This is a genomic window from Microcoleus sp. A006_D1, from assembly GCF_036702805.1.
GTDB lineage: Bacteria > Cyanobacteriota > Cyanobacteriia > Cyanobacteriales > Microcoleaceae > Microcoleus.
Window position 1 is genome coordinate 317,228 of sequence record NZ_JAUBVZ010000006.1, and the last position, 26,129, is coordinate 343,356.

At 47.2% G+C, this 26,129-nt stretch carries 22 protein-coding genes; 8 read left to right on the forward strand and 14 right to left on the reverse strand.

The annotated features are described in order from the left end of the window. Positions 1 to 126: 126 nt before the first annotated feature. Together QUB68_RS13775 and QUB68_RS13780 are read right to left on the reverse strand one after the other, a co-directional pair. Positions 127 to 1,104 carry an aminotransferase class III-fold pyridoxal phosphate-dependent enzyme gene (locus QUB68_RS13775; RefSeq protein ID WP_332993186.1) on the reverse strand — a complete coding sequence of 326 codons (978 nt, stop codon included), beginning with the start codon at positions 1,102 to 1,104 and terminating at the stop codon, positions 127 to 129. Continuing rightward, positions 1,082 to 1,546 carry an AMP-binding protein gene (locus tag QUB68_RS13780; RefSeq protein ID WP_332993187.1) on the reverse strand — a complete coding sequence of 155 codons (465 nt, stop codon included), beginning with the start codon at positions 1,544 to 1,546 and terminating at the stop codon, positions 1,082 to 1,084. The genes QUB68_RS13775 and QUB68_RS13780 overlap by 23 nt, the downstream gene beginning before the upstream one ends. An 802-nt stretch (positions 1,547 to 2,348) precedes the next feature. Between QUB68_RS13780 and QUB68_RS13785 the strand changes: the two genes are divergently transcribed. Next, positions 2,349 to 5,138 carry a TonB-dependent receptor domain-containing protein gene (locus QUB68_RS13785; protein ID WP_332993190.1) on the forward strand — a complete coding sequence of 930 codons (2,790 nt, stop codon included), beginning with the start codon at positions 2,349 to 2,351 and terminating at the stop codon, positions 5,136 to 5,138. Between the two features lie 270 nt (positions 5,139 to 5,408). Beyond that, entirely contained in the window at positions 5,409 to 6,590 is a 1,182-nt protein-coding gene (locus tag QUB68_RS13790; protein ID WP_332993192.1) for a PepSY-associated TM helix domain-containing protein, read from the forward strand. Positions 6,591 to 6,812: 222 nt separating this feature from the next. Here the strand turns inward: QUB68_RS13790 and QUB68_RS13795 are convergent, their stop codons facing one another. Further along, positions 6,813 to 7,817: a hypothetical protein gene (locus tag QUB68_RS13795; protein WP_332993196.1), complete on the reverse strand. Its 1,005-nt coding sequence runs from the start codon at positions 7,815 to 7,817 to the stop codon at positions 6,813 to 6,815. Between the two features lie 170 nt (positions 7,818 to 7,987). Next, positions 7,988 to 9,640 (reverse strand): TonB family protein, encoded by a 1,653-nt coding sequence (locus QUB68_RS13800; protein WP_332993199.1) that lies wholly within the window; start codon positions 9,638 to 9,640, stop codon positions 7,988 to 7,990. Between the two features lie 636 nt (positions 9,641 to 10,276). Between QUB68_RS13800 and QUB68_RS13805 the strand changes: the two genes are divergently transcribed. Both QUB68_RS13805 and QUB68_RS13810 read left to right on the forward strand, forming a co-directional pair. Continuing rightward, on the forward strand, positions 10,277 to 10,936 hold the full coding sequence (locus QUB68_RS13805; RefSeq protein ID WP_332993201.1) for a MotA/TolQ/ExbB proton channel family protein: 660 nt from the start codon (positions 10,277 to 10,279) through the stop codon (positions 10,934 to 10,936). Beyond that, the gene (locus QUB68_RS13810; RefSeq protein ID WP_332993203.1) at positions 10,920 to 11,321 is read left to right on the forward strand and encodes an ExbD/TolR family protein; all 402 of its coding nucleotides are present in this window, start codon (positions 10,920 to 10,922) and stop codon (positions 11,319 to 11,321) included. Before QUB68_RS13805 ends, QUB68_RS13810 begins: the two co-directional genes overlap by 17 nt. A 410-nt stretch (positions 11,322 to 11,731) precedes the next feature. Here QUB68_RS13810 and hemL read toward each other — a convergent pair whose 3' ends face one another. Beyond that, positions 11,732 to 13,030, reverse strand: a complete 1,299-nt coding sequence (hemL, locus tag QUB68_RS13815) for a glutamate-1-semialdehyde 2,1-aminomutase (RefSeq protein ID WP_332993205.1) — start codon at positions 13,028 to 13,030, stop codon at positions 11,732 to 11,734. A gap of 327 nt (positions 13,031 to 13,357) precedes the next feature. Here hemL and hisIE point away from each other — a divergent pair, with 327 nt between their 5' ends. After that, positions 13,358 to 14,008: a bifunctional phosphoribosyl-AMP cyclohydrolase/phosphoribosyl-ATP diphosphatase HisIE gene (gene hisIE / locus QUB68_RS13820; protein WP_332993207.1), complete on the forward strand. Its 651-nt coding sequence runs from the start codon at positions 13,358 to 13,360 to the stop codon at positions 14,006 to 14,008. An 11-nt stretch (positions 14,009 to 14,019) separates the two neighbouring features. Here hisIE and QUB68_RS13825 read toward each other — a convergent pair whose 3' ends face one another. The 3 genes from QUB68_RS13825 to QUB68_RS13835 form a co-directional block, all read right to left on the reverse strand. Further along, positions 14,020 to 15,300, reverse strand: coding sequence for an MFS transporter (locus QUB68_RS13825; protein ID WP_332993211.1), 1,281 nt, complete (start codon positions 15,298 to 15,300; stop codon positions 14,020 to 14,022). 106 nt (positions 15,301 to 15,406) lie between these two features. Beyond that, positions 15,407 to 15,793, reverse strand: coding sequence for a HEPN domain-containing protein (locus tag QUB68_RS13830; protein ID WP_332993212.1), 387 nt, complete (start codon positions 15,791 to 15,793; stop codon positions 15,407 to 15,409). Continuing rightward, on the reverse strand, positions 15,774 to 16,085 hold the full coding sequence (locus tag QUB68_RS13835) for a nucleotidyltransferase domain-containing protein (protein ID WP_332993214.1): 312 nt from the start codon (positions 16,083 to 16,085) through the stop codon (positions 15,774 to 15,776). Before QUB68_RS13835 ends, QUB68_RS13830 begins: the two co-directional genes overlap by 20 nt. A 460-nt stretch (positions 16,086 to 16,545) precedes the next feature. Here QUB68_RS13835 and QUB68_RS13840 point away from each other — a divergent pair, with 460 nt between their 5' ends. Further along, positions 16,546 to 17,052: a hypothetical protein gene (locus tag QUB68_RS13840; protein WP_332993216.1), complete on the forward strand. Its 507-nt coding sequence runs from the start codon at positions 16,546 to 16,548 to the stop codon at positions 17,050 to 17,052. A gap of 79 nt (positions 17,053 to 17,131) precedes the next feature. Here the strand turns inward: QUB68_RS13840 and QUB68_RS13845 are convergent, their stop codons facing one another. The 3 genes from QUB68_RS13845 to upp form a co-directional block, all read right to left on the reverse strand. Further along, a complete protein-coding gene (locus tag QUB68_RS13845; protein ID WP_332993219.1) occupies positions 17,132 to 17,434 on the reverse strand; it encodes a TMEM165/GDT1 family protein in 303 nt (100 codons plus the stop codon). 182 nt (positions 17,435 to 17,616) lie between these two features. Further along, the gene (locus tag QUB68_RS13850; RefSeq protein ID WP_332993222.1) at positions 17,617 to 18,087 is read right to left on the reverse strand and encodes a TMEM165/GDT1 family protein; all 471 of its coding nucleotides are present in this window, start codon (positions 18,085 to 18,087) and stop codon (positions 17,617 to 17,619) included. Between the two features lie 85 nt (positions 18,088 to 18,172). Then, entirely contained in the window at positions 18,173 to 18,823 is a 651-nt protein-coding gene (gene upp, locus QUB68_RS13855) for a uracil phosphoribosyltransferase (protein ID WP_332993226.1), read from the reverse strand. A 430-nt stretch (positions 18,824 to 19,253) separates the two neighbouring features. Between upp and crtH the strand changes: the two genes are divergently transcribed. Then, the gene (crtH, locus tag QUB68_RS13860; protein ID WP_332993227.1) at positions 19,254 to 20,798 is read left to right on the forward strand and encodes a carotenoid isomerase; all 1,545 of its coding nucleotides are present in this window, start codon (positions 19,254 to 19,256) and stop codon (positions 20,796 to 20,798) included. A gap of 66 nt (positions 20,799 to 20,864) precedes the next feature. On the opposite strand, the gene QUB68_RS29960 is transcribed toward crtH, so the two are convergent. The 3 genes from QUB68_RS29960 to QUB68_RS13870 form a co-directional block, all read right to left on the reverse strand. Further along, positions 20,865 to 21,092 (reverse strand): type II toxin-antitoxin system RelE family toxin, encoded by a 228-nt coding sequence (locus QUB68_RS29960; protein ID WP_442923086.1) that lies wholly within the window; start codon positions 21,090 to 21,092, stop codon positions 20,865 to 20,867. 95 nt (positions 21,093 to 21,187) lie between these two features. Next, positions 21,188 to 21,451, reverse strand: coding sequence for a type II toxin-antitoxin system Phd/YefM family antitoxin (locus tag QUB68_RS13865; RefSeq protein WP_332993229.1), 264 nt, complete (start codon positions 21,449 to 21,451; stop codon positions 21,188 to 21,190). Positions 21,452 to 21,613: 162 nt separating this feature from the next. Further along, complete coding sequence (locus QUB68_RS13870; protein ID WP_332993232.1) at positions 21,614 to 22,054, reverse strand: pentapeptide repeat-containing protein; 441 nt, start codon at positions 22,052 to 22,054, stop codon at positions 21,614 to 21,616. 567 nt (positions 22,055 to 22,621) lie between these two features. Between QUB68_RS13870 and QUB68_RS13875 the strand changes: the two genes are divergently transcribed. Beyond that, positions 22,622 to 25,948: an EAL domain-containing protein gene (locus QUB68_RS13875; protein WP_332993234.1), complete on the forward strand. Its 3,327-nt coding sequence runs from the start codon at positions 22,622 to 22,624 to the stop codon at positions 25,946 to 25,948. Positions 25,949 to 26,129: the final 181 nt, after the last annotated feature.

The window sequence follows — 26,129 nt, forward strand, 5'->3', positions numbered from 1 at the left end:
TGGTAAGTAGAAATATTCAATAATTTCTGTCCCTAAGGATCACCCAGTTGTCCCTTCCTAAAAATTGAGGTTCGGCGGTGAGTTAAATCTAATTCCGTTAAAAATGCGCGAGATCAAAAACCAAGTTTATTGCTGAATCGGGAAAAAGCCTCCTTCGCGCATTTCTTGAATACTCTCTTTAACCGCCTGAATAATGCGCTCTGTGTCTTCATGAGTGTGAGCGGTGGAGAGAAAGCAGCTACGACCTTCGCATATGAAAATACGCTTTTCGAGTAAGTGAAAAAGTAGCGGATCTATCTCAACCGAGGCAACAGCGCGAAATTGCGATCCGAAATTTACAAGCGAGACAGAAACTTCATTTTCTTTTAAATAAGCATTCAGGGTTTCAACTAGCTGCGAAGTTCGCTGATTCAACTGCTGCTGAAGGGCTGGGCCTTGACTTTTAAGATAGCGCAGCACGCAACGCGCAGCGGCCAGAGCAAGTGGGTGCTTGCAAAAAGTGCCGGCAAAAATTGTTGTTTTTACCTGGGGGTAGGAATCATCACCGTAGTTCCACAAACCGCCGTCAATTTTATCCATATAAGCAGCTTTTCCAGCGATAATTCCAATGGGCATACCGCCGACAATTTTACCGTAAGTTGCAATATCTGCCTCAATGCCAAACCACGCCTGCGCGCCACCTTGATGAATTCGGAAACCAGTGACCATTTCATCAAAAATCAGTGCAATTTCTGATTCTTTTGTTAATTGCCGGAGTTGCTGGAGAAATTCTTTGGGTTGCAAATCGAGACGGCGGCTTTGCACCGGCTCCACGAGAACCGCCGCTAATTCGTGCTGATGAGCTTTGATAATTTCCAGGGCATGAGGGCTTCCGTAATCCAAAACTAAAACATCTTCAATAAAATTAGCGGGAATTCCTGGCGCTTTGGGAATGGTGCGTAAATCGCCATTTATCTTTTTTACAACTGCGAGAGTTCCGTCAAAATGACCGTGATAAGAACCAGAAAACAAAGCAATTTTATTGCGTTTAGTTGCCGCTCTAGCTAATCGTAGAGCTGCCATCACCGCTTCAGTGCCGGTATTAGAAAAAGCGACGCGCTCCATGCAGCCCTTTGAGTTCCGGCGCTTGCTCGCATAGCTGTTCTAAATTTTCCAAGTGTCGTGCGGGAGCGATCGCAACTGTTGCTCCTGCGTCTTGGGCGATCGCACTAATTTTCGCTAAATTCCGCTTCAGCTTCGGCGGATAGAGGGGAACCGCGATCGCTTTGGCGTACAAACATCCGAAAAAGGCAGCGAGATAGTCCAATCCTGGTGGGAAAAGCAGTAAGACTCGTTCGCCGCCCAGGCCCAATGTCTGAAGCCGCGCCGCATAATATCGGGCGATCGCATCTAACTCTCGATAAGTCAAACAGGCGGTTTCAGTTTTTCCATCTAACAGAAATGTATATTTCTGCTCAGGTTGGTGTAACGCTCTGTTTTGTAGAAGTTCTACTAAATTGGTACAACTTTCGGTGAGTTGGTTTCCCTTAATGTTTGCGTCACTCATCGATTCTTTTTTACCTATAAATCTTGTTTGCAGTACGCCAACCAGTTCCGCCAAATTCTTTCCACATAGACGTTCTGTGAACAGTTTTCGGGCGTTACGAGTCTCCTATCAGCGCGTTTGAGTCTTCAATCCGGGTATTAGCGCTGCTTTTCACGTTTGGTTGTCGATCGCGCTATTCGGCAATGGCTCCGGAGCGATTTCAGTCCGAGCCAGCTTTGATATCAGCTTCAGGGGCTTTACGGCTATCGACTTTAAGCATAGTAGGCTAGATGATATTTATTGTCAAGAGTTGTTGAGAGAATTTATTGACTCCTTTCCTTGCCTATATGACAATTTTTTTAACTCTTGCCATAGCATTTTAGGCGATCGTTTGTCTAGCCCTGACAAGCAACCATAATAGGCAAGTGGTGCCTAACTAGATAGAGGGGTGACACCCCCTATCTTGAAATGCAATAAGTTTTCATTAGTTAACTCTTGACAGATGCAAGTGCTCTGTTATCTAATTAAGGGACTTTCTCATTAAGCATCCAGCGACTACTTCCTTTAACCGAGGAAGGTGCCAACCGTGGGCGATCGTCCACGGTTGGCACCGGACTGAGGCGTTCGCCCTCACGCGCTTCCTGCCAGACAAAGGCTGCTAGCGACGGGAGAATCGGATCGAACTGCGCCCGACAACTGGGCCGGATCTTCCGCAGGTCAGTTTCACTCCTGCCCAGAAGAGCAGCAACGCTGCCACAAATCGTGTTGTGTAAGCAACGCAAACCACATATCCGAAGTTCTATTAATTGTTGATTCAAAAGTAATGAAAAGATCGCAGCTATTATTAAGCAGCCTTGGGCTGGCAGGAATCGTATCGGCGTTAGTCGCTGGGCCGACGTGCGCTTCCAACATCGCGCAGGTGACGGGCGTTCGCCTCAACCCCACGTCAGAAGGCATTGAAATCATCCTAGACACTGAAGATGGAAGACCCCTGCAAGTCTTCACCACCAGCTTTGGCGAAACTTTACAAGTTGATGTCATTACCGCTCAACTGCGACTACCGGGGGGAAATGAGTTTCGTCAAGACAAGCCGGCTGCGGGAATTGCTTCTGTCACCGTTACTCCTTTAGATAACAACAGCATCCGAATCAAAGTCATTGGCGAGAGGGGTCAACCAGTGGCACGGGTGATTCCTAACGCTGCGGGTCTGATTCTCAGCTTGAAATCCACCTCGGACACGACGGCTCGCCCGCCTGCACCGGCTCCTAGAACACAGCGGCCGGGGACACCCGCAGCACCCTTGCCACCGACAGGGCGGCCGGTAGAAATACCCGCAGAACCCTTACCGCCTACAGCGCAGCCGCCAGGAACGCCCGGAGAACCCTTACCGCCTACAGCGCAGCCGCCAGGAACGCCCGGAGAACCCTTGCCACCGACAGCGCAGCCACCAGGGACACCCGGAGAACCCTTACCGCCTACAGCACAGCCACCAGGAACACCGACACAGCCACCCGCAACGCCACAGGTGGGGAGAGACGCGATTGAAATCGTTGTCACTGCAACACGAACCGCAGAAAGAGTGACAAACGTGCCGCGCTCTATAACGGTGATAGACTCAGAAGAACTTCAGCAGCAGGTAGGGCCATCGAGAAATATCGGGGAAGCTCTGGCAAAGCAGGTTCCCGGTTTCGCGCCCCCGACTCAATTGACTGCCACTTATGGACAAACTTTGCGAGGTCGCGACGTTTCCGTTCTGATTGACGGCGTGCCGCAAACGACCAATCTTCAATCTTATGGCAGAGAATTTAGAACCATCGATCCCAGCGCGATCGAACGCATTGAAGTAGTGCGGGGGTCTACCGCAATCTACGGCGCTCAGGCTACAGGTGGCGTGATTAATATTATTACTCGTCGGCCAACTGAGGAAAGGCTAACTGCTATTACTGAAGTGGGCGTCAGTAGCGCTTTAACAAACACAGAAGATGCTCTAGGCTTTAACGCTCAGCAGACGATTTCTGGCCGAAGTGGCAATTTCGATTTTACCGGCACTGTCTCTCTCGCCAGAAGTGGAGCTTTTTACGATGCCAAAGGCGATCGCATTCCCTTTTATGAACTCGGCGGAGATAGCAGCACCCTCTTCAACGTGATGGGCAAAGTCGGGGTAGATTTGAGCAGCCAACAGCGGCTGCAACTAACTGTCAATAACTATTGGGAAACCCAAGCTCCCAATGTAATCGCAGACTCTAGCGTTGACGAACAGGAAGGACGGCAAAAAGCCCGCGCCATCCGAACCGGAAATTTCGATATTGCCGGGGAAACACCGGGAAATAAAACTACACAGGTCAACCTAAGTTACACCAACCAAAACCTTTTTGGCAGCAGCCTTCAAAGTCAAATCTACTATCGAACGAATTCCAATACAAGTGTTCCCTCTGATTTTCGCACGTCCACTTTCTTTGGCCCATTTATCGGCGTTGCTCGTTCGCGAGGCCAGACCGAACAAATAGGAGGTAGACTGGCGATCGCCACTCCTTTATCCCGTGCCGAAAATCTTCGATTAACTTGGGGTTCTGACTATGTTACTGAAGATAGCAGACAGCGTTTCAACCTGTACGACCCGGCTAGATTTGACGCAAGTGGTGGCCGGGTTTACCGGAAAATTTCCGAGCGTCCTTTCGTCCCTCCTTACACTTACGACAGCCTTGGCTTTTTCGGTCAATTGGAATGGAATATTGACGATATCGTCATTCTAAGTGGCGGGATACGTCACGAACGCCTCGGGTTAGAAGTCAATGATTATACCACTTTTAATGAGCGCCAGATCCAAGGAGGCGATCGCAATTTTAACGCCACCCTATTTAATACAGGGGCTGTCTATAAAATTAATGACAACTTCAACGTATTTGGCAACTTTTCTCAAGGTTTCTCAGTTCCCGATTTCGGCCGCATCCTCCGCCAACCCCCCCAGAATTTTGTCGGAATTGAATCTTCGTTAGAAGTAACTCAACCGCAAAAAGTCAACAACTACGAAATTGGCATTCGAGGAGGGTGGCCATCCGTGCAAATGTCGCTTGCCACTTTTTACAATACCTCCGATTTAGGAGTCCGTTTTGAACCAGTTGGCAACACAGGTCGCCTGGAACTAAAGCGCTCCCCAGAACGCATTTACGGCTTAGAAGGGACTGTGGATTGGCAACCTGCACGAGCATGGTCGATCGGCGGGACTGCTACTTATATTCAAGGCGAATTTGAGGAGGACAACCGTTACATCGCCCTCGATAGCAGCCGAATTCCACCGCTCAAGCTAACAGCTTATGTCCAAAACGAAACTTTGCAGGGATGGAACAATCGCTTACAGTTATTATATTCTGGAAATCGCGATATAGCCTTCAAAGACGGCTCGGATGGTGGCCCAATTAGCAGCTATCTCACATTGGATTACATCAGCTCGGTAAAAATTGGATCGGGGCAACTACAAGTCAAAGTTGAGAATTTATTGAATAATCAATATTTTCCCGTGCTGTCGCAATACTTAGCTGGATTTGGCTCGGACAGCTCTAATTATGCAGGCAGAGGTTTGACTCTCAGTGTTAATTACCGCCTTAACTGGTAATTATTTATCGGCTGGGGATTTCAGGCTGATGAAAAAGTTGGAAATTGCGAGGGAAGCGCTGGCTACCTAACTGTATCTATCAGGTGTTTTTCTGGGACTAATAACCAGGTGGCTCTCCCTCTAGATACCCAAGTTGCTAGTTACAAATCTGCCCCCAAGCTTTGGGGGTAACTCTAAAAGCCCTCCGGAAAATTGGGAAGAATACTCTAAAATACTCCTAAATTTGCAGGGTTGGGGCGTCTAGTTATGAATAGCAACTTGGGTTAGATAATGAGAACAGTTAACGGCTTCGAGGAAAATTTTGAGATGAAGTTCCGCAAATTCGCATTTAAACTGCACTTGTATTTGGGGTTGGTGGTAGGAATATTTCTAGCAGCAATTGCTTTAACCGGCAGCTTGCTGGTTTTCAGTCCCGAAATCGAGCGGTTCTTCAATCCCCAACTCCTGCAAGTTATTCCTCAAGCCGAACGGATACCGCTGGAAAATGTCCTGCAAATTGTCGAAAAAGCTTATCCGCAAAATCAAACTCTTAGTATCTTGCTGCCGCGATCAGCGAAGGAAGTTTGTCAAGTTTCGATGCTGTCAAAAAGTGAGGAAGTAGTGAGCGTTTATGTCAATCCTTACAGCGGCGAAATTAAGGGTGCGCGCCTTGATAAAGAAACTTTTACAGGTTTTATTTTTACGTTACACGCGGAATTAGCTGGAGGAGAATTTGGTCATCTTGTGGTCGGTATTTGCGGTCTGGTAATGCTAGGACTAACTTTTACTGGTTTGGTATTGTGGACTGGTTGGCGCAATTTGGCTCGCGGATTTTCTATTAATTGGCAAGCTCACTGGCAGCGGACTGTATTTGATTTACATAACGTTTCTGGCATTGTATCGGTTGTTTTTCTTGTCCTCATTTCCGCTACAGGGACAGCGATAATTTTTTACGCGCCTGTTGAATCGACTTTGTATTGGCTAACCAATGAAAAGCCACAGCCAGCATTGACTTCTCATCCCCACTCTAGCAGTTCAAGGCAAAACCTTGATGAAATATTACAGCAAGTTAATACCGTTTGGACAGAAGCTAAAACCACTTTTATTTCTCTGCCTTTGACACCTGAAGCAACTTTTAAAGTCAGGAAAAAATTTCCCAATGACCCGCACCCAAACGGGAGCAGCACCATTTATCTCGACCAATACAGTGGCGAGATATTGCGGGCTGACAGTGTAAATTCAGCTTCTGTAGCAAATCGAATTCTCAACTCGCTTTATCCGCTACATATTGGCAGCTATGGCGGAATTTACTTGCGACTTGTACACGCGATCGCAGGATTAACAGCGATCGTACTGTTTATGACGGGTGTACTGATGTGGCGGCAGCGGCATTTGGCGAAATTTTACCGTAAGGATGCGAGACAGCAATATGAAAAATTATCTCCACTTAGCCAGCAATGGCCTTGGTTTTAACGAGCTCGACCTGTTGATATAGGCAAGTGTCATTTTTCTGCTGAAAAGTCCCTAATCTCTGAATTATAATACCATTTTTCTAAAGATGTGCTGATGAAGTTTTAGCCCCCCAAAGCATCGGGGGGGTTGGGGGCTAATATCTAGCACTACTTTATGAAATTGGTATAAATCCCATCAATCGCTTATCTTTAAAAAAAGAGTAGCGCAAAACAGGAAAAACAATTATTTTTTAATTTGACCTTGTTGCCAATTTCCTTCTAGCTTAGTTCCATCTGCATAAATGTAGGAACCTTGACCGTGTTTCTGCCCGTTGAGAAATTCACCTTGATAGCGATCGCCATTGGCGTAAGTACAGACACCTTTGCCGTTAAACTGACCCTCGCGAAATTCGCCTTCGCAGCGATCGCCATTGGCAAAAATATAAACACCTTTCCCACTCATCTTACCCTTGACAAAAATGCCTTTATAGCTATTGCCATTAGCAAACTCGCGGACACCCTCACCATTAAATTCTCCATTCTCGAACGGGCCTTGATAACGTCCCCCTTCTTTAAAAGTTAACAATCCCTGACCTTGAGCATTGCCCTTGACAAACTCTCCTTCATAGCGGTTGCCGTTCGGATATTCGCGAACCCCTTTGCCATCAAATTGCCCTTCACTAAACAGCCCCTGATAACTACCTCCTTCAGCAAAGGTATAGGTTCCCTGTCCGTGAGGCAAATTACTCAGCAACTCTCCTTCGTAGCGGTTCTTATTAGCATATTGACAGACTCCTTTACCGTTAACTTTGCCTTCTTTAATATCTCCTTCGCAACGAGTGCCATCACTGAATGTAAAAGCCCCCCTACCGCTGGGAGAACCATTGGTAAAAGAGCCTTCATAACGAATGCCGTTAGTGGAAGTAAAAATACCTGTACCGTCGAATTCACCGTCTTTAAAAGTTCCTTCGTAGCGGTTGCCGTTAGCAAATTCGCGGACACCTTGACCGTTGAATTCACCATCGGCAAATTCTCCTTGGTATCGACCTTCTTCTTTAAACGTATAGATGCCTTTACCGTGAGGTTTGCCGTTGAGAAATTGCCCTTCATAGCGATCGCCATTGGCATATTGGCAGAGACCAGGCCCGCTGAGTTTTCCCTCGCTCAATTCTCCCTCACAACGTCCGCCATCGGGTAAAGTAATCACTCCGGCCATTGCGCTGTGAGGGTTTACGAATAACTCAGCCATTCCCAAGTTGGAGCCAAGTAATAGAGCGAATCCAAATCGCTGAAGTTTACTTAATGTTGCTGGCGACATTCCAAAATTCATAATTTACACAAAATTCAATTTTTAACTTGGCAGTTGCTTTCTTGGTGCTATTGAATTCCCAGTCAAATTGCTAGGTTTCCAGAGAATTCCTACTCATTGAGCCGGAAGGTAATGGATGCTACTTTTCCTTGAATACCGCTTTCTGATGAGGCAAATTTCCATCTTTCTACTGTTTTAATCGCAGCGCTATCGAAGTCGTCGTATTTGCTAGAAATCTCGATCGCGATGTTGAATGCCTTACCGTTGGGGTCAATATCAAACTTGACTTTCACTTGACCCTGCCGCCCTTCTTTTCTGGCGGCGCTGGGATATTCAGGTTTACCGCAGCTAATGCAAGTCCCTGGTGCAGGGCCCGAAGGACGGGAAGGACTCCCCCCTCCACCAGGGTTTTTCGGTTTTGGCACTGAGCGCGAACCACTACCAAAGGGCTCTGAAGAACCCCCCCCAGCAGTTTCACTCCCACCGGATGCTGAGTTCGAGGGACTTGCTCCTGGGTTTGTGGCATCGGCGATCGCACTTCCCGAATTGCGGCTGCTTCCAGGCCTGGTAGCTGTGACTGGCGGGCCGGCTGCGGGCGATCGAGCTATGGGGCCAGAACCCGCCGCAAATGGCTCTGAGGAAGAGCTTCCGCTTTCACTCTGGGGGCTTCCGCCTCCGGGGCCAGAGGAGGGGTTTGTGAGATCGGCGATCGCACTTCCCGAATTGCGGCTGCCTCCAGGCCTGGTAGCTGTGACTGGCGGGCCGGCTGCGGGCGATCGAGCTATGGGGCCAGAAGCAGGATTTAATGGCTCTGAGGAAGATATTTCGCTTTCACTCTGGGCGGGATTTCCTGCTGGGTTTGTGAGATCCGCGATCGCACTTCCCGAATTGCGGCCGCTTCCAGGCCTGGTAGCTGTGACTGGTGGGCCCGCTGCGGGCGATCGAGCTATGGGGCCAGAAGCAGGATTTAATGGCTCTGAGGAAGGCGAGGGCGAGTTATTGTTTTCAGGACTATTCGAGGACTTGGGATTTCCAGCATCAGCAGTAAAATCTGCGGCACTCTCAGCGCCCTTGGGGCGAGATTGGGTAACGGGTGGTTCGCTTTTAGGAGGTTCCTCACTGGCGATCGGGCTATCATTTTTGGGAGGATTGGGCGATGGGGTTTTGGGTTCGTTGGCGATCGGGCTTGGAGGAGTTTCTGGGGGAGTCAAATCCTGTTTAGGTGCGATCGCAGAAGGAGCCTCTGGAATCGGCGGTGGCGTTGCTGCTACCGGGGCTTCCTCTGGAATCGGTGGTGGCGTTGCTGCTACGGGTGGCTCTTCTGCAATCGGTGGTGGCGTTACCGCTACGGGTGGCTCTTCTGCAATCGGTGGTGGCGTTACCGCTACGGGTGACTCTTCTGCAATCGGTGGTGGCGTTGCTGCTACGGGTGGCTCTTCTGCAATCGGCGGTGGCGCTACCGCTACGGGTGGCTCTTCTGGGGGAGTTGGCTCTGGTGGCGGTTCTGGTTTGAATGTCTCAGGCGGGGGAGATACCTTTTCTTGAATAGCTGGCTCTGGCTTGATTTCCTCTACTTTAGGTTCATCCAGCATGACAATTTCGATGGCATCGTCTGCAAATTCAGCAGGTTTGACCAACTTGAGGCTCAACGGCAGTACAACAGCGTGCAGTATGGTTGAGGCTAGCAGACCGATCGCCAGAAATTTTTTGAGAGCCTCTTCTTCTTGTTGTCTTTGCGTCGCCGAAATATTTGAAAAACTCATGCCTGATGAATCTCCTTCATTAGATTGTAATTATTCTCATTTATTTATTTTTTATATAGCGAGTTTATCCTATCACCTAGCATTCTGTTTTGCTGTCTGTGTTACTCACGCGGGCGCTGTCCGCAGTCGAATTCTGGCAGAGAAAATTCCAAAATTCCTTAACCGCAATACTCTAAGCCATACTTTACCAAAAAAAATCAGTATTCTCAAGCCTTTTTGACTATAAATATTATTTATCTTTTTTTTAACATACGATAATTTATTTGTATGTTATTTGAGGTGCGATCGCTTGACATTTCCTAAAAATCGTGAAAATCTAGTTGAGAATCTTTTTAATTATTGAATACTATTGTCAACTCCTAACGCAAAGATTTAGCAACAAAGCACTGACAGAAAAATCGGTAGGGATAACACTAGGAGCATTTGGAGTACAGGCAAAGATACTCACATACAGGTAGTGCGTTTGTGCGATCGCGATCGCGCCAAGGAGTGAAACAATTCTCCGTCTGAATCACTTGTGCCGACTTGACGCAGAAACTCTACCAGCCTTCTGTCGCAAGGGGTTGCAGCATTAGACAGCCTGCGATCACTCGACGGAGCTAGCTAGCGAGAGTAAAAACTAATGGATACTTTCTAATGGATACTTTGATTTACATTTTTCGCGCCGCAGGCATTGTTGCTTGGCCCCTGTTTGCCTCGTCAATCGCAGCAGTCGCGTTGATTATAGAGCGTCTTGCCTTTTGGTTTCGGGTAAATCGGCGGCAGCGGCGAGTCGTGCGAGAAGTTCTAAATCTCTACCGCGACAACCCCGATTCCGCCCTCAAAAAATTACAAGTAAACGCCGATTTGCCCTTGGCCCGGATTTTTTTAGAAGCCTTAGAATTAGACTCGCCCAACATCGAAGAATTTCGTTTGGCCCTAGAAAGTGGCGCTCAGGCCGAAATCCCCATCCTGAAGCGATTCAATACAATATTTGATACCATTATCAGCCTTTCCCCACTATTTGGGTTGCTCGGCACTGTTTTGGGATTAATTACCACTTTTGGCTCGCTCAAACTGGGAGAAGCCGGGAGCAGCAATGCAGCAGGTGTTACCGGTGGGATTAGCGAAGCTCTGGTATCTACCGCAACGGGGTTAGTGGTGGCAATTTTTACGCTCCTATTTGCCAATATGTTTCGCGGGTTTTACTTACAACAAATTGCTTTTATTCAGGAAGCTGGAGGGCAACTAGAATTATTGTACCGTCACCGCTACGAAAAACTACCGAGAGAATCTAACTATGCGTCTACCCGATGAACCCGATAACATTGCTCAGATCAATATCGTGCCAATGATTGATGTGGTATTCGCTATATTGACGTTTTTAATCATTTCTTCTCTGTCTTTATCCAAATCCGAGGGTTTGCCGGTAAATTTACCGAAAGCATCAACTTCTCAGGCTCAGGAAGCGCCTTCTAAAATTACCATCACCATTGAGGAATCGGGAAAATTAATGGTTGATAAAAAGCCAGTCAACTTAGAGCAGATTGAGAGTGCGGTGCGGCAGGTTATGGGGTCAAATCAGACTTCTTTAATTATTTTGAACGCGGATAAAGGTGTCAATCACGGAAATGTTGTGGAAGTTATGGATCGATTGCGCCGAATTAAGGGAGCTAAGTTAGGGATTGCTACCACAAAGTAGAGATATCCTATAATTACTAATTTTTATTTTCCTCACACCATTAAGCTGAAATTACCCCGTGCAGATTTACTAAAAAAGCCTGTAAGCCTTATTAAAAGCGACTCCTGAACACTCTGTATGATTCAGGACTTTACTTGATATTGTTTCCGCTTGGATGGGAATGATCGAGTCTCGGTCAATAATTCCATATTCCTCCACTCCCCATCAAGTATAAGTGCAACCGGAATTGATATGACTCGTCGCCAAATCTCGTATAAACTAGGTTTCTAGCCCCCTGCATAAGCCCTGATCAAGAGATTTTTAAGCCGGAGTGGGTAGCAGTTAAAAATTAAAGTCCTAACTGCAAAAAACAGTAAGGACTTTAATTATTTATTCCTGAGTTTTAAGGATGAATATCCTCACTACAAACCTTAAATACTTGCCATTACTTCGCGGGCGGCTGCTAAAGTTCGATCGACATCTTCCTCAGTATGAGCCAAAGAAGTGAACCCCGCCTCAAACTGCGAAGGAGCCAGATAAATACCATGCTCCAACATTCCCCGGTGAAAACGGCTGAACTTCGTCAAATCCGACTTCTTCGCATCATCGTAATTGTGCACCGGGCCCGCCGCAAAAAACAAGCCAAACATTCCGCTAATTTGTCCGCCGCAAACCGCGTGTCCCGCTTCCTTCCCAATTTTCAGCAATCCGTCGGACAGTTTTTTCGTAATCCTGTCCAACTGTTCGTAAGTCCCCGGTTTTTGCAGCAATTCCAAAGTTTTAATCCCAGCAGTCATCGCCAAAGGATTTCCCGAAAGCGTACCAGCTTGATACATCGGGCCTGCGGGAGCAACCATCCCCATAATATCGCGCCGTCCGCCGTAAGCTCCCACGGGCAAACCGCCGCCGATAACTTTACCCAAAGTCGTCAAATCTGGGGTGACACCGAATCTTTGCTGAGCTCCACCGTAGGCGATGCGGAAACCGGTCATTACTTCATCAAAAACTAACAAAGCGCCGTTATCTTTGGTAATTTCCCGCAAACCTTCGAGAAAACCCGCATCCGGTACAATAAATCCGGCATTCCCTACAACTGGTTCGAGAATTACGCCTGCGATTTCGCCCGGATATTCGGCAAATAAAGCTTTGACTGCTTCTAAGTCATTGTAGGGAGCATTGAGGGTGTGGGCGGTAACGGATTTTGGCACGCCCGGAGAGTCGGGAAGGCCGAGAGTTGCGACGCCGGAACCTGCTTTTACCAAGAACATATCGGCGTGCCCGTGATAGCAGCCTTCAAATTTAATCAGTTTGTCGCGTCCGGTGAAGGCTCGCATCAGCCGCAAAACGGCCATGCAGGCTTCGGTGCCGGAATTGACAAATCGCACCATTTCGATGCTGGGAACGGCATCGATGACCATTTCGGCGAGCACGTTTTCCAACAGCGAGGGTGCGCCGAAACTCGTACCTTTTTCTAAGGATTCGTGAAGGGCTTTGATGACTTCCGGGTGGGCGTGGCCGCAGATGGCGGGGCCCCAAGTACCCACGTAGTCTATGTATTGGTTGCTGTCAACATCCCAAATGTAGGCTCCTTTTACCCTGTCAAAGACGATGGGCTGTCCGCCTACGGATTTGAAGGCGCGGACGGGGGAACTGACGCCACCGGGCATCAATTTCTGGGCGGCGGCAAAGATTTCTTCTGATTTGGTCGTTTTCAAGGTTGTGGAAACCAATGTTTTCTCCTTAGTGAACGTCTGTTGTTGGTAGGATACTTTTATAGCGACTTCAGGATAATGGTTAGGTCGATTCAAGGAAACTATGTTAATAGATTTTAGGGTACAAACCAATGAGTAGCAATACTAGCTTGGGTTTTTTAGGCTCGATCGCACTGGTAGCGATCGCCCTAAAGTGTAATATTTTGTAAAATAGTTCTTGACAATTTGCCCATCACTTGCCTAATCTCCTCTCTTCTCTCTGTGTCCTCTGCGCTCTCTGCGGTTAATCAAAAAAAAATATCCGACAGGAAAGCGTTAATTTATATGAAAAGCTGCAATAAAATTATGTCTGTTAATGATGTGTCTAGTTTGAGCCGATCGATCCCAATTGAAAAGATCCGTTACGACGATCGCGGTTTAGTGCCTGCGATCGTCCAAGATTACTTAGACGGTACAGTGTTGATGATGGCGTGGATGAATCGCGAATCGCTGCAAAAAACCCTCGAAACAGGTCAAACTTGGTTCTGGAGTCGATCGCGCGCCGAATTTTGGAACAAAGGCGCAACTTCGGGACACATTCAAAATGTGAAAGGGCTGCGTTACGACTGCGACAGCGATGCTTTGCTGGTGACAGTCGAACAAGTGGGAGATATTGCTTGTCACACGGGCGAAAGAAGTTGTTTTCACCAAGTTGATGGGGAAATTTCGCCACCACCGGGGGATATGTTATCTCAATTATTTGACGTGATTTGCGATCGGCGGGACAATCCGAACGAAAGTTCTTATACTTGTAAATTGTTCGCGGGCGGCGACAACAAGATTCTCAAGAAAATTGGCGAAGAATCGGCGGAAGTTGTAATGGCTTGCAAAGATGACGACAAAGATGGAATTGCTGGGGAAGTTGCGGACTTATTTTATCACGCTTTGGTTGCTTTGGCTCACCATCAGGTTGATTTGAGAGAAGTTTATCGCAAATTGGGCGATCGCAGAAAATAATCAATAATTGATTATAGGTTCGTAGTGAGGACTTCAGTCCTCTTCTTCAACATTTGATCGACCTTTTGCAAAATAACCACAGCCACGCTGACACTTAAAGCCAAACCCAACCAAAAATTATCCGCCGCCCACTTACCCTGATCCAAAGCCAAACCGCCCAGCGGTGGGCCGATTAAATACCCGATCGCCCAACACTGAGAATTAACCGCCAAATACACGCCCCGCAAAGACTCCGGCGCTAAATCCACCACCAAAGCCGAAGCAAAAGGCGTATAAGCAACGGTAGCAACCGACAAAAAACTCAACCCAACAACCGCTAAAAATAGATTCCCAGTTGCAGCCATTCCCGTCAAGCCGATCGCAATAAAACCCATTCCCCACAGTAGCGCCGAAATCATCAAAGCTTTCGGATGGGAAAACCGCCTCAAAGCCTTAACAATCGGCATTTGCAAAGCCACAGTTAAAAATGTGCTAAAAGCAAACAAAACGGTAATTGTACCTGTAGAAAAGCCTGTTCCCGATGTCCCCACCTGCACGAACTTGCTAAAATACAGTGGCATCGTGGTTTGAATTTGGGAAATGTAGAGAGTGAACAGAGTATTGACTAAAGCATAGACTAGCAAAGTGCGATCGCCCAGCGCTACCATCCAGCCATTTTTCAGACTTTTTTTGCCTGTATCCGTTGGATTAGCTGGCTTGTAAGTTTCCGAAATTGCGATCGCCACCACCGCAAACAGCACTAAAAACGAGATACCATCAATAATAAAGAGCGATCGATAATTCCCCGTTACCGCAATCAAAACACCGCCCAAAATAATCCCAACTTGCAAACCCAAATTATCAGCAAGCCGCGTCAAAGCAAAAGCCTCCTGTCGCCGATCGCCCTCCGTTAAATCTGCCACCATACTCTCCGTTGGAGGCCAATATAAACCCACACCAAAACCCATCAGTAAATTAGCTGCAACTAAACCTGCAAAATCATTAGTCGCCGCCAACAGAAAAGAAGCCACAGCCGAAATAATTGCCGCCAACAATAAAGTTCGCCGCCTTCCCCAAAATCTGGAATCGCAAAAAGAACCGCCCAAAACGCGGCCAATTATTCCCGAAATTGAACCGCTACCCAAACCAATCCCAACCGCAGTTGCAGATAAGCCGACGCGATCGACAAAAAAGATCGGCGCGTAAAATAAGGTAAAACCGGTGCCGCTTTGGGAGAGGAATCTGCCGGCGGCGAGAATCCAGACTTGAGTGGGGAGGCGGGGAAGCCAAGATGATAGTTGAAGTTTAGGCATTATTCTTTATAAGACTCGGTGGTTGAAACCGCCACTACACAAACCAAGAGTCCCAGCAGAGGGGGAATCAAGAATTAATAGGATATTATTAAAGCCGGATTTTGTATTATGGAGTCAAACCCAAACTCAACCGTACTTGTTCGCGAACTTCGCGACAAAAATTTAATGCTTCGCGCGCTGTATCTTTATCAGCAGAAGCCCCGGGATAGCGATAGGCAACCGAAAAAGCGGTTAATGCTAAAAGTTTTGCGCGAAGCTTGTCCCACCCAGGCTCAACGGGCAACAGCAAATCTAACAATACCGTCAAATTATGAGTTCTACTGAAAGCAATTACTGCTTCTTGCAAACGCGCTTTGAGATATTTCTCAGCACACTGCTGAGCGTGGAAACACGCCGCATCATAATTCGGAGATTTTCGCGCTCGCAATTCCCGCAAAGCTGTAGTAAAGTCGCCCTCAGCTTTATCAATCCATTCAAGTGTCAGCGGATTCATAAATCACCTTGCCTTTCTCGATGATTTCCCTTACAAATAAATCATTCCAAGCTAGTCGTTGTTCAATCTCAGCAGGAGTTCGCACTAATAAATCTACAGCAAACTTCGGCTGAGTTTGACTTAGTATTTCCCAAGTTTTGCGAAAATTATTACCTTCTGAAGATAAAACTACCAACATATCAACGTCCGAATCCACTGTGGGATTTCCATACGCATAAGAGCCGAACAAAATAATTTTTTCAGGCTTAAATTGATTGGCTATTGCCGCACTCAATTCCAGGATTTTGTTCATTTCAATCATTGGCTAATATCTTTGATATTTGGCAATTTAACTGTAATAATAACACATATAGCCTTTCTCAGAAAGATGAGGTACGACTGGGCATAGGGCATAGGGCATAGGGCATAGGGCATGAGGCTCTCCTCACTTTTTTGAGAACCGCTATAAATTTTATCGGTATATCGCTGGCATGAGTAATTATCAATAGTTTTTGGCGATCGCCAAAACTTTTACACTGTTGCTGTGCGATCGCCCGACCAGCTAATTTAGTAGTAGTTGCTTCAGCTTTTAGCCGTCAGCGATCTATCGAACAATCCGCTGCTGACACACCCTACAGCCCGCAAGCTTAACAATTCTTCTAACTCAGTTAAAGAAAAGTTACCATTAATTTAAAAATACTTAACACGATTTTAGGAAAAAGTTAGTTAAGCTCAAGAAAAGCGCAGAAGAAAATTTTAGAGGGTCTAATTATATGACAGCTATTACTACATCGAGAGTGGAATCAATCAGACCCCGCTGGCAAGCAATTGTCATGGTAGCCTTAATTTTCTGGCTCAGCGGTAGCGTGATTTTGGATCTATTAGTCATGCCCAGTCTCTACGTATCTGGGATGATGGTATCTCCTGATTTTGCAGCAGCCGGAAATTTAATGTTCTGGGGATTCAACCGCGTTGAGTTAATCTGTTCGGGCTTGGTAGCAACGGGTTTGATGGTTTTGAGCAATTCACTCGGTAACTTCGGCAAGCGCAGCCATACAGCAATCTTATTATCATTGGTGCTTCTGGCGATCGCCCTGATTGACACCTACGGCCTCACACCTCACATGAGCGCCTTGGGAATGCAGCTAAATCTGTTCGATGCCGCAGCGGAATTGCCCGCCGGAATGAATTCACTCCACCAAGGATATTTTTTCTTGGAAGCGCTGAAGTTGGCTGTAGGCGCTACGCTTCTCGGCTGGTGCTACCAAAACCAAGTTTAATCAACGATAAAAATTAGGACACGGCAGTGCCGTTTCCCTACAATGAATTGGGGTAGGGAAACGGCACTGCCGTGTCCTCTTATTCGGATTCTTCTGACACATCTGATAATTCAGCTTTCGGCCACAGCAGGCGCAAACCCATCACCGCAAATCCGATCGCCGCGATCGCCTTTACCAATCGCTCTGGTAACACCTCTGCCGTGCCTTGTCCAACCAAAACGCCAATTAAACTCGCCAACAACAGCGCCGATGCAGTGCCGAAAAATACAGCCCGCGGCGAGTCACAACTGCTACCAAGGGCGATCGCAGCTAATTGACTTTTGTCACCCAATTCTGACAAAAACACCGTAATAAAAGTTATGCCTAAAAGTTGCCAATCCATATTTTTTTAGTTATCAGTTAGCTATTGCAGACATCTACCACTTACCCACAAGCTCCCAGAAACCGGGTTTCTCTCCAAAATCCTGGATTTAACCGCTAAATCTAGCCAGAAACCCGGTTTCTTTCCACATACCCAAACATAATCAGTAATTCCCAAATCTAAAATCCAAAATCTAAAATCGTTTAACCCAGCACTTCCCACAGCAAAACCGCCGAAATTGCCATCAAAATCACTCCAGCCGCTCTCTCCAAAGTTCTCGGAGCAATGCGAGTCGCCAGCCACCTGCCCAGCAAAACTCCCAGCAAACTGGTTGCTATCAAAGCCGAACCCGCACCCGCAAACACAATCCAAGGATTCCGAGATTCAGCCGTCATCAGCAAAATCGCAAGCTGAGTTTTGTCTCCAATTTCAGCCAAAAAAATAGTTGCAAAAGTCGAGGCAAAAATTGCCCAGTGCTTCGGCTTCAGTCCCTTTTCTTCCTGACAAATATCAGGATTTGCACTCACAGAAACTTCCGCCTGCTCCGGGGTTAAAGCAGCACAAATCTCAGAAGTCTCTGTGAGTTTTTGTAGTTGTACCTGTGGCGGCAAATCGGAATTGGGGTTTGCTGAGTCGGAAGCAGACAAGCTTTTCGGTACAGAATCAAGTTTCACGGGCAATGAGTGCTAAACGCTATTTATTTTTGACTTCTAGTCTTGATTTTAACTTTCTCTGTGCCTGCTTTTACCTGCGCCCGGTTCAAGTACCGTAAGTTCGATCGCCCGCATCACCCAAACCAGGTACAATAAAACCCTGTTCATTGACTATTTCGTCGATCGTTGCCGTGTAAATAATCAAACTCGGGTACTCTGCACTCAGCCTCTTCAAAGCCGGAGGAGCAGCCACCACAGAGATAATCCGAATCAAACTCGGGTCAATTCCCCGTGCAGTCAACTCCTGCATTGTCGCCACAATCGTCCCGCCAGTCGCCAGCATCGGCTCACTAATTATCACCCGCGTTTCCGGGTTAAACTGTGCCGGCAATTTGTTCAAATAACAAGTCGGTTCCAGCGTCTCCTCATTTCTCCCCATTCCCAGATGGTAAACCGAAGCCAGCGGCACAACCGTCTGAATTCCTTCCAGCAGTGCCAAACCCGCCCGCAAAATCGGTACCACAACTAACGGAGCTTCTGGGTTGATAAAAGTCGCCGGACATTCGCTCATCGGCGTCTGCACCGTTGTGTCCACTGTCGGCAGCCAATCTCGAATTGCTTCGTAGGCCAGCCAGCGTCCCAATTCTGTCATCGCAGAACGAAAAAGTACCGATGGGGTGGCGGCGTCGCGGGCGACAGCCAGCCAATGTTTAATTAACGGGTGGGGCGGAACGTAAACGCGCAGTTGCAGGGGCATGAGGAAATTGGTGAGATTGCTAGGTTTGAGGGATTTTGTACGGTGCGATCGTCTTCGTTGATGAGCCTCCCGTAGGGGCGGGCTTCGCTAACCATCGCTCTGTGCAACTTATCACAATCTTCTATTCTTTAATCTCAAATCTAAAATCCTACAAGTCTCTTTATTTACGGAGCTCCGTCAGCTTATTGAAATATTTTTTCAAGAGTATTGACATAGATTAGCAACAAGGCTATAGTAATTTTTAGTGTTCTCCTCTCAAAGGATCGGCAGACGGGGGCAGTCGGCAATGGTAGACTGTTCCCGCATTTTTTTTGGGAAGGCATAAGCTAGAAGCTAGAAGGCACAAGGTGCAGAGGGGAAATGGCAGAGGCAAGAGATCAGGGAGGGCGATCGACTGTAAAATTGTAGAAATATTAAGATTTTTAACCTAATGTCAGATCCTACCCAATCCCAGTTATTTTCTGCCAACTCCCGCCCGACAGAGCAAAAATTTGATGTGATTGTCATCGGTTCCGGCATTGGCGGACTCGTGACAGCCACCCAGCTAGCCGCCAAGAAAGCCAAAGTTTTAGTGCTCGAAAGCTACACAATTCCGGGGGGGAGTGCTGGATATTTCGATCGAGAAGGCTACAGATTCGATGTCGGGGCATCCATGATATTTGGATTCGGACAGCGCGGCACCACAAACCTCCTCACCCGCGCCCTGAAAGCAGTCAACGTCACCCTAGAAACAATTCCCGACCCCGTACAGCTTCACTATCACCTACCCAGCGGCTTGGATCTGGAAGTACCCCAAGCTTATGACAAATACTTGCAAGAATTAATTGACAGATTCCCTGATGAGCGCGCAGGCATCCAGAAATTTTACGGGGAATGCTGGAACGTCTTCAACTGCCTCAACGGCATGGAATTGCTATCCCTAGAAGAACCCGGATATCTGGTGCGAGTCTTTTTTCAAAATCCTTTAGCCTGTTTGGGATTAGTCAAATATCTGCCTCAAAATACTGGCGACATAGCGCGGCGCTACATCAAAGACGCTACTTTGCTGAAATTTATCGACATGGAATGCTACTACTGGTCTGTAGTACCCGCAGACTTAACGCCGATGATTAACGCCGGAATGGTATTTTCCGACAGACATTACGGCGGCATCAATTATCCCAAAGGCGGAGTCGGTCAAATTGCCCAAAAATTAGTCGAAGGATTAGAAAAATGCGGCGGCAAAATTCAATACAAAGCTAAAGCCAAAAAAATTATCACAGAAAACGGCCGCGCTGTCGGAGTCGAACTCACAACCGGCGAAGTTTACCGCGCCAAGCGCATAGTTTCTAACGCCACGCGGTGGGATACTTTCGAGAAATTGCTGCCTGCTGAAGAAATGCCAGCTAGCGAGAAGAAATGGCAGCAGCGCTATCAAAAAGCCCCCAGTTTTTTGAGTTTGCATTTAGGAGTTGAAGCCAGCGTCATCCCTGCTGGTACTGCCTGCCACCACATTTTGTTAGAAGATTGGGACAAAATGGAAGCGCCAGAAGGAACTATTTTGGTATCAATTCCGACCATGCTAGACCCGGATTTAGCTCCCGCAGGATATCAGATCGTTCACGCTTTTACTTCGAGTTGGATGGAAGAGTGGGAAGGACTTTCGCCGCAGGAATACGAGGATAAAAAGGAAGAGGCGGCAGGGAGAATTATTGACAGATTAGAAACAATTTTTCCCGGTTTAGATGCTGGTTTGGATTATATGGAAGTGGGGACTGCGCGTTCTCACCGCCGCTTTTTGGGCCGCGAAGATGGAACTTATGGGCCGATTCCTCGGCAGAAGCTAATGGGTTTGTTGGGAATGCCGTTTAATCGAACTTCTATGCCGGGTTTGTATTGTGTGGGCGATAGTACATTTCCGGGACAGGGTTTAAATGCGGTGGCGTTTTCTGGGTTTGCTTGCGCGCACCGAATTGCTGTGGATTTGGGGTTCTAGGAGGAATGTGGCAACACAGGTTGCCCCATTTCTAACTCAGGACTTATGGATTGGGAGGTAATTCTGTTATATATCTGACAGTTTTTCTAGGATAGAGTAAATGTCTTTTTTGTCACCATCTTTACGTCTCCCCAGTCCTACAACAACAACCATAACTCGCTCTTGCTCGACTTTGTAAACAATGCGATAACGCTGTCCAACGGCTCGGATACTGCGAAATCCAGATAAGTTATCAACAAGCGCTTTGCCTTGCTTCTCTGGTTCAATTTTGAGTTTATCGATGCGATCGCGCAGTTTCTCCTATTCTCGTCTATCTTTGACTTCCGCCAACATTTCCAGTGCCAACGGCGTAAGTTGGATGTCGTATTCGATTGAATTTGCTTCGCCTTTCATAGTCCCAGTTTGGTCTTAGCATTTTCCCAGGAAACAGTTTTTCCTTCGTCTGCTTGGGTGATGCTTTGGCGAAGTTTGGTAACGAATTCAATATCGGTGAGAATATCCAAGGTTTCGAGGAGTTCAGTCAAATAGTTGTAGCTGATTGCCGCCATAACGGGAACACCATCTTGAGTGATCACGATCGGCTGATCAGTGAGTTCTTGAAGTAGGTTGGGAAGCTGCTGCTGTGCTTGGGCAATGGTGAGTCGTTTGGACATGGCTGTATTGTACAACTTGAATTAAGATTATGAGCATTAAAGCAATACTAATTTTAATTTAGCACCTGAGTCCAAATACGACGTATCAATTAAAAACCCGGTTTCTACTCAGAAACCGGGTTTTTAAACTGAAAATTGGCTGTTTGCATTATTTAAAAGAGTTTATTGGTCGTAGCTGCCGCCGACGCCGATTTGGGTATTGTAGATTTTGGCATCAGTGATGGTCATATCTTGCATTGATGCGCCGGATACGTCGGCGGTGTTGATGATGGCGGCGGTCAGATTTGCCCGATCGAGGTCTGCGTCATTTAAACTGGCGTTAGTCAGGAAAACTGCCGTTAAGTTAGCACCCGTCAAGTTAGCACCCGTCAAGTCAGCACCTTCGAGATTGGCGTTAGAGAGGTTTGCGCCTTGCAAATTTGCTTCTCTCAAATCTGCACCAATTAAATGAGCCCCGGCCAAATTTGCTCCCGACAAGTCGCACTGAAAACATTGTCCAGTTGACAGTAACTGTTTGACCTGAACAGGATTTGCCGCCCGAGCGGGGCTGGCCAACAGTAAGGGAGTAATTAAAATAGTGGCGGCTAGTAGATAGCGTTTCATAATCTTTTTTCCTCAGCAGACTGGCTGTTTAATTTCTTCTGTTTATATCTACAATCTTACCACTGTTGTTTTCGCAAGTTGCGATCGAATTCACAGACCGGCTGTGATATTGATTGTCTTCGACAACGCACACGCGGTATCGAAAAGCTAGCAAAACTTAATGTCGCAAAACTTAACACTGCCGAACTTAATACAGTGTCTTTTGGCTGTTACCTTTTCTAGGTTAGCTGGGACTGCCAACTGAAGTTTATTTCTAAAGATGGATATGATGAGCGATGGATGATGTTAAGTGATTTGAGCGCAAAAAGTGAAAAAAAAATACATATTTTTTAATAAAACTGTCACGGGACAGAATTTTTACATTTAAAATCAAGAGCCGGTTATAACTTTATAGGTAGAGGGAGAACCCTCACCGGCCAGTTCCCTAGCCAAAGATCGGGGTGCATTTTTAACAATAAATTTTAATTAGGTCTCAGCAACGCTGTAAAAATCCACGTATTGCTAGGAAAGCAGCGCTTTTTAGGAATGTCGCACAGTCAACGCGATCGCAAAAATTAATAATTAAATATGTTCAAACACGATTCCCCCCAGTACCTGCCAACTTTAGATAGAGTAATTGACCGCTCCTCCTTGACAGTTGCACCCGCTACCCCCCTAGCAGAAGTAATTACTCTGATGGGCCAACGGCGCAGCAGTTGCTCTCTCAACCCCGACCTTGCAGGGATGGATATCTACCAGCAACTCACAGAAATCGCAAATCCCCCTACCTCAAGCGCTCTCAGAGACGCCACAGGTATTTGCATCTTTGTAGTCGAAACATCCCTCGCAACATCCGAGTCGCAATCTGCTCAAAATTCTCAATTGCAAGGCATCTTCACCGAGAGGGATCTCGTCGATTTGATTGCATCGGGCAAAAACTTAAAAAATGTTACCATCGCAGAAGTTATGAAACAGCCTGCTGCAACTCTGACTCAAGGTGAAGAGCAAGACATTTTCAGCGCCATAATTCTGCTGGGTCAACCAAGAATTCACCACCTGCCGATATTGGATCGTAGCGGTCAACTCCTAGGAGTAATTACGCCGGAAAGCATTCGCCAAGCGATGGTGCAACCGACAAATATCTTAAAAATGCGCAGCGTGCAAGAAGTAATGACCACAAAAGTCATTCAAGCGCCTGTTAGCGCGTCAGTGATCAGTTTGGCCGAGTTGATGGCGCAGCACCGCGTTAGCTGCGTGGTAATTACAGAATCCACAGAATTATCGATGAATTTGCCGTTCCCGATTCCAGTAGGTATCGTCACGGAACGGGATATTGTGGAATTTCAGGCTTTAGATATAGATTTGTCGCAGACGATCGCCCAAACTGTGATGAGTACCCCTTTATTTAGTCTCAAGCCTGAAGACTCGCTGTGGGTAGCTCATCAAGAAATGCAGCAGCGTTTAGTCCGCAGGTTGGTAGTAACCGGGGAACGCGGAGAACTGCTGGGAATAGTTACTCAAAGCACCTTGCTGCGCGTGCTCGATCCCAGAGAAATGTCTGGGGCGATCGACATTTTACACGCCAGCGTCCAAGAACAGACTAGCGAATTGCAAAAAGCGATCGCCTCCCTCAGCTTGACTAATGCCCGACTAGAAAGGGAAATCGCTACCCGCGTGCGGGCCGAGGTGCGGCTGCAACTCCTAGAATCTGCCGTAGTTAACGCTAACGATGCGATCGTGATTATGGATGCGGGATACAGCGATATCTCCGATCCCGCCATCATCTACGTCAACGAAGCTTTTACTCAAATGACCGGTTATCGCCCTGAAGAAATTATCGGGCAAACCCCCAGTTGTCTGCGCGGCCCCCACAGCGACGGCGCTCAAGTTGCCAAAATTCGCCGCGCTTTCTCTCGCCGAGAACCGCTGCGCTTGGAATTGATTAACTACCGCAAAGATGGTTCCACTTATTGGGTGGAACTCAACAGCGTGCCTGTTGCTGACGAGTTCGGGAACCTCACGCACTGGGTGTCTGTGCAGCGGGATATTAGCGATCGCAAACGCATGGAACAAGCCTTTTTTGATGAAAAAGAACTCGCTCAGGTGACTCTACAATCGATCGGCGATGCAGTCATCACGACTGACAGTGGCGGCTGCATTTTGACCCTCAATCCAGTTGCCGAAAAACTCACGGGTTGGTGTACCTCGCAAGCTAAAGGTTTGCCCCTCGGCGGTGTGCTGAGAATAGTTGACGAAACTACCCGGATGCCGATCGAAAATATCGCCGAAATCGCTTTGTACGAAGGTCGGATTGTTGACCAAGGACACAACAGCTTGCTGATTGCCCGCCACAACCGCGAATTTGCGATCGACCACTGTGTCGCCCCCATCCACGCCTGCAACGGCGAAATTGTTGGCGCAGTCGTTGTGTTCCGAGATGTCACGAAAGTCCGAACTCAAGCACGGCAACTCACCTGGCAGGCAACTCACGACCCCCTGACGCAATTGGTCAACCGCCGCGAATTTGAGTACCAGCTAGAACACGCCCTGCACAGCGCTCAAGGTTACGGTCAAGAACACGTTTTGCTTTACTTGGATCTCGATCGCTTCAAAATCGTTAATGATACTTCCGGTCACGTTGCAGGCGACGAACTGCTGCGCCAAGTCAGCCAGCTATTTAAAAGCAATATCCGGAAAACCGATATTTTGGCGCGTCTGGGCGGTGATGAATTTGCCGTACTCCTGTACAACTGTTCCCCCGAACACGGCTTAGAGGTGGCAGAATTGCTGCTGCAAAGCATTCAGGGATTCCGGTTTGGGTGGCAGGATAAAACTTTTTCGATCGGCGTTAGTATCGGTTTGGTGGCAATTAATCCCAAAACAGTATCGACATCTGCGGTTTTGAGCGCGGCGGATCTTGCTTGCTACGCTGCTAAAAATAAAGGCCGCAACCGGGTGCAGGTTTATCAAGCGGGCGATCGAGAATTAATCAAACAGCACGGCGAAACCCAGTGGGTGGTACAAATCAATCAAGCTTTTGAAGAGAATCGCTTTCGCTTGTACTCTCAGCCGATCGTACATTTGCGAGGGCTCCCCACCACCGGCACCCACTGCGAAATCCTGCTCCGCCTCCAGCTTGCAAACGGTCAGTTGGTGTCGCCGATGGCGTTTATTCCGGCCGCCGAACGCTATAATTTGATGCACGCGATCGATCGCTGGGTAATTGGCACTTTATTTAGCAATTTATCTAAAACTTTCACGACTAATTTATTAGTCCAAAACCCCGGGGCAGACAGCGATAAAATAGTTACATTGCCTGCTTGCTGCCCCTTGTCTAATTCACAATCCTCATTTGCCCAACATCCCAGCCTTTATGCAATCAACCTTTCTGGGGACAGCATCAACGAAGAAAAGTTTATCGACTTTATTCAGGAGCAGTTTTCCATCCATCAAATACCGCCGCAAATAATTTGTTTTGAAATTACAGAAACCGTGGCGATTGCTAATCTCAGCAAGGCAGCCAGCTTAATTTGGAAACTCAAGGAACTCGGCTGTCAGTTTGCCTTGGACGACTTCGGCAGCGGGATGTCTTCCTTTGCTTACCTGAAAAGTTTGCCGGTTGATTATCTCAAAATTGACGGCAATTTTATTAAAAATATTGCCGACAATCCTATTGATATCGCAATGGTGGAAGCGATTACCAAAATTGCTCACGTCATGGGAATTAAAACTATTGCCGAGTATGTGGGAAGTCAAGCAGTTATGGATAAACTCAAGGAACTTGGGGTAGATTATGCCCAAGGTTATTATTTAGGAAAGCCTCAACCTTGTAATTTCGGCTATCCTAGTTTAGAGGAAGTTTTGGGGGATTTTCCGGTTAATTCTTTGGCTTTTGAGGCCAAGCTGGCTTCTTGAAGAGGGAAGTTCGGCAACGGATTCTTTACGGATTTAACGGATTGTATTGTGTGGATATCTAACCATTCTCAGGTTCGTAGTAAGGAATGCAAGTCCTTCTTCTCCTTCTTCAAAGTATAGAAATGACTCTCCGTCCGAACGATCGAACATATTTTATGTCGGATAATTGACCGGACACGAT